Genomic DNA, 3,301 nt, shown 5'->3' on the forward strand with positions numbered 1-3,301 from the left:
TATATATTCCCTCCAAATTTTTTGACGACTTTTTTATGCTATAAAACATACTTTTTCTCAACTCCCCCATTTTCACTCCGTTACAAACAAACTTTTTTTCGCAAAAAATTCGTTCCTGCCACTCTACGGAGCAACAGGAACGAACAAAGGGTATTCGAGTGAAATTATCGGCTTATATCTTCTCACACGGCAACCCGAAAGCTTCGGCTACGGCAGGATAAACGATTTTACCGTCGACTACATTCAGACCTTTGCAGAGAGCTTCGTCTTCGGCACAGGCTTTTTCCCAACCTTTATCGGCCAGCTTGAGGGCATAGGGCAAAGTTGCGTTGGTCAAGGCCAAGGTCGAGGTGGCCGAAACGGCTCCCGGAATATTGGCCACGCAATAGTGCACGATACCATCGACTTCGTAGACGGGCTCGGAGTGTGTAGTCGGATGCGAAGTCTCGAAGCAGCCACCCTGATCGATTGCGACATCGACCAGCACCGACCCCTTCTCCATCAATCCCAGCATATCACGGGTGATGAGATGCGGCGCCTTGGCTCCGGGGATAAGCACAGCCCCGATTACCAAATCGGTCGTGGGAAGCTCGGCTCGTATATTGAATTCGGACGAGTAGAGGGTCTTGATGTTGGCGGGGCGAACCTCATCGATGTAGCGCAACCGGGCCAGCGACAAGTCGGCAATGGTAACATCGGCACCCATACCGGCGGCCACACAGGCAGCAGCATAACCTACCACACCACCACCGATTACCAGCACCTTGGCCGGTTTCACACCCGGCACACCGCCCATCAGTTTACCTTTGCCGCCCTGCGGGCGCTCCAGGAAGCGGGCCCCCTCTTGGGTAGCCATACGGCCGGCCACCTCGGACATGGGGATAAGCAGCGGCAGACTGTGGTCTTTCAGCTCGACCGTTTCATAGGCCAAACAGGTAGCCCCACTGGCCATCATAGCCTCGGTGAGCTTGCGGTCCGATGCAAAATGGAAATAGGTAAACAACAACTGCCCTTTGCGAATGAGGGGATACTCGGGCTCGATGGGCTCCTTGACCTTGACTATCATCTCGGCCACGGCATATACATCGGCAATGGTGGGCAATATCTTGGCACCCACACGCTCGTACTGCTCGTCGGGGAACCCGCTATTTTCGCCTGCGCCTTTCTGCACATACACCGTATGACCTCTCCGTACCAGTTCGTTCACTCCGGCGGGAGTCATACCCACTCGATTCTCGTTGTTCTTGATTTCTTTGGGGATTCCTACTATCATAGATTAAGATTTATAAGATTAAATTATTTCGGTTGAAAGATAAGAATTTTATTCTTTTTTTCCATCATGCCGAGCCCGTTTTTTACACAAAAAAGCGGGACGATTCGGGTTTAACCCCCATCGCCCCGCCGAGATGCCTGTATTTACGGGATTCAGTTTGTCTTCACCATCAATACCGAGGGGACTGCACGCTCGCCTTCGTGGTCGTACTTGCCATTGTCGCAAGGGTGATTGATCACGCCATAGGACTGGATATAGAGGGTCGAAGAGCCTCCGCCGTCAAGATTGAGAGCATCGGTCGCCCCCATCTGCCGAGCAAAGGTGCGCAGATCGTAGAGGTTCACCCCCTTGGCTCCATCGAGACGGCCATCGAAGACGATGAAGAGCACCCGATTGTCGTCGGTCGTTGCCACGCAGGTACGCGGGTGTGTATCGGTTGTAAACGAATTGGCCCACATGGCCACATCGTGCCCGTTGTCCATCATCAGCGGCCCCGACACGACTACCTGCTGATAGTCGCCCCCGAGCGAAGCCTCGTCGCTCGAGCTCCACGTCTTTATCTCCACCCGGTCGCCCGTGGCACAGAAGGCCCCGGTGGCACGAGTCGAAAACTCGTTGGTCCCGGTGGTAGCCACCACAGTGCCGTTACACTTCAAGAAGTGACGGCTTACACCGGTCGAGGTATTGAAAAAGGTACCGTTTATCGCCGCCAACGCATTGGCCGCGATGGCCCGGTCGCTGGTAGTCTTGCTCAACGAGACCTCATACGAAACGACAAACGAAACATTGGCCTTGTTCAGGTCGATTTCCAACATGCTTATCGTTTGCGGATAGTCAAAGAGCTTTTGCACCTGAGCCGTCTTGCTCACGACACCATCCCGAATCTCCCGCTCCTGCCACGAAATCTGAGCGATAGCTATCGAGTCGGCCTCGTTTTCGCCCGAGGGGCGGGTAGGTATCGAGGCGTGATTGTCATCATCGCCACACGACGTGAAAGGTGCGACTGCCATCAAGGCAACCGCAACCAGAAACAACTTACTCCACTTCATTCCTGTTCGATATTATACTCGGGAATACCGAATCAGAAGTTGAATCGCTCTTGCTTCATCTCGCCCAAGGAGTGCATCTGCCCCACATAAGTGACAAAGTGAGTAGTCTGCTCATGGGCACGCAGAGCCTCATCGTCTTTCCAGGTTTCACAAATCATCAACACATCGTGACGCGTAGCACTCTCGAAAATATCGTAAGCCACACAGCCCTCCTCTTTGAGTGAGCATTCGGTCAACTTTTTAGCAATCTCCAAAAATTCGGCGCGACGAGCCTCATCGACTCTCACAAAAACATTTAATCTAATCATCGTTTTTACGGTTTATAGGGTTTCTTTTCGAGGGAGTAAAAATAGAGTTTTCCGTTCACAATAAAAAGAGAAAATAGCACAATAAATACAAAAGTAGATAAAGCAAAGAGGTCGCAAGGGTATCAATACCCCTGCGACCTCCCGGTACAATTTCATTATGCTTCGTTTCCCAATCCACGCCGCAGCGGGGACATTCTCCGGTCCATCAGAACGGCAGATCGTCGGTCGACGAGGCCGGCATGTCGGAAGCAGCCGGGGCCGGCGGGAACGGAGGTATATCGTTGGGCATGGGCGGCATATCGGGTACGCCTTGAGCTGCGGGAGCCGACTTCTCTATTTTCCAGGCTCTCACGTCGGTGTACCAACGGCCGTTAAACTCGCGGCTCTCGAGGTCGAAGCTGACCGTCACGTCGTCGCCGATTGCTGCCGGATATTGATCTACCTTATCGCCAAAAAGATTGAAACATACCTTGCGAGGATATTGCTCCTCGGTTTCCAATACATACTCTTGTTTCTTCCACGGGTTGCCGGCTCTCGATACACCCTCCTGCAACGGCAGCACGTGAATGATTTTTCCTTTGATTTCCATATTGAGTGTTACAAATTATTCGGCAACAAATATAGTGAAAGGTGAGAGCAGAGGCAAACAAAAACGAAGTTTTTAAGTTTGA

4 protein-coding genes are annotated in these 3,301 nt (G+C 52.1%); all 4 read right to left on the minus strand.

Going from position 1 to position 3,301, the window contains the following annotated elements:
• Nucleotides 1–172: 172 nt before the first annotated feature.
• Nucleotides 173–1,273, minus strand: coding sequence for an alanine dehydrogenase (ald, locus tag Q1K76_RS11835; RefSeq protein ID WP_258328014.1), 1,101 nt, complete (start codon nt 1,271–1,273; stop codon nt 173–175).
• A gap of 152 nt (nt 1,274–1,425) precedes the next feature.
• Nucleotides 1,426–2,322, minus strand: coding sequence for a phosphodiester glycosidase family protein (locus Q1K76_RS11840; RefSeq protein ID WP_300133653.1), 897 nt, complete (start codon nt 2,320–2,322; stop codon nt 1,426–1,428).
• A 32-nt stretch (nt 2,323–2,354) separates the two neighbouring features.
• Nucleotides 2,355–2,630: a putative quinol monooxygenase gene (locus tag Q1K76_RS11845; protein WP_087409669.1), complete on the minus strand. Its 276-nt coding sequence runs from the start codon at nt 2,628–2,630 to the stop codon at nt 2,355–2,357.
• A 205-nt stretch (nt 2,631–2,835) separates the two neighbouring features.
• Entirely contained in the window at nt 2,836–3,219 is a 384-nt protein-coding gene (locus Q1K76_RS11850; RefSeq protein WP_258328012.1) for a DUF3127 domain-containing protein, read from the minus strand.
• Between the last annotated feature and the right edge of the window lie 82 nt (nt 3,220–3,301).

Source organism: uncultured Barnesiella sp., assembly GCF_946496565.1.
Classification (GTDB): Bacteria; Bacteroidota; Bacteroidia; order Bacteroidales; family Barnesiellaceae; genus Barnesiella; species Barnesiella merdigallinarum.